The following is a 1,031-nucleotide window of genomic DNA, read 5'->3' on the forward strand; positions in this document are numbered from 1 at the left end:
AACCGACAGCGTATTCATTCGACCATTGGATATCTTGCTCCAGTTCAGCTTGAAGAGCAGTACTGGCTTAATCTAGGACAACCGATGACTCTCTAACTTAACTGTCCACTTTTTCGGGACAAGGTCAATACACATTAGAAAGAGTGAGGAGAGAGCCATGCAGTCTTCATGGAATCGGGCATTGTCCAAGATGACTCAGCGATTACTGGCGATCATACTTGTGATCGTTGCCTCCCTTGGATTCAGTGGTGGAACCTGGAATACCAGCAATGCATTGACTCTGATTGCCTACCTGCCACCGGGTGATGCCGTCACCAACCCTAATGCACTGCTGCGTCAAGCTCTGCCACTGGACAATCAAGCGATGCTAGAGGTTCAAGAATATGTAGACAATGCATCGATGACGCTGGCGGCTTCTACCCCCAAATCCTTGAAGAAAAGCTGGGGTGAAGTAAAGCGCAATACCGATAAGGCCATCAGTGCTTTTAGTCAGCATCGGATGGATATTCTCAGCGAAGTCCCCGCTGACCATCGAGAGAGGGCGACAGATCTAGCGGACACCATTAGCCAGGACTTGGTGGCCTTGAAGGACGCTGCTGATCGGCAAGATGCAGAGGCGTTTACCGATCTGAGCGTTCGTGCAGCCGTCGCAATGAACCAGCTTGAAGGGGCGCTAGTGAGCAAATTTCCCTTTCAAGTCCCCCTGGCTTATCAGTCCCTACCACAGCTCAACGGTCGGGCCACGGTTGTCCTAGAAACCACCCAAGGTCCGATGACGGTGGTGGTTGATGGTTATAGTGCGCCAGTCACTGCCGGGAATTTTGTTGATCTGGTACAGCGCGGCTTCTATAGTGACTTGCCCTTTACCCGAGCGGAGGAATCCTATGTGTTGCAAACGGGAGATGGTGTTTAGGGTACATCGGAACAGAAAACAACGCTAAGGCTGTAACGCTTTGAGGGTATAGATTTCAGGCTATAATTTTCGCATTTCTCGAGGCAGCGAAATTGACACATTCCTTTCTAGGTATAGG

1 protein-coding gene is annotated in these 1,031 nt (G+C 50.3%); it reads left to right on the forward strand.

The genetic code is table 11. The features are described from left to right. The first annotated feature begins 157 nt into the window (after nucleotides 1–157). Entirely contained in the window at nucleotides 158–913 is a 756-nt protein-coding gene (locus tag C1752_RS27975; protein ID WP_110989307.1) for a peptidylprolyl isomerase, read from the forward strand. The last annotated feature ends 118 nt before the right edge of the window (nucleotides 914–1,031 follow it).

The sequence above is a fragment of the Acaryochloris thomasi RCC1774 genome, assembly GCF_003231495.1.
Taxonomy (GTDB): domain Bacteria; phylum Cyanobacteriota; class Cyanobacteriia; order Thermosynechococcales; family Thermosynechococcaceae; genus RCC1774.

What these genes read in the sequence shown, in the direction of transcription:
- C1752_RS27975 (WP_110989307.1), top strand. Translation starts at nt 158, where the DNA reads ATGCAGTCTTCATGGAATCGGGCATTGTCCAAGATGACTCAGCGATTA.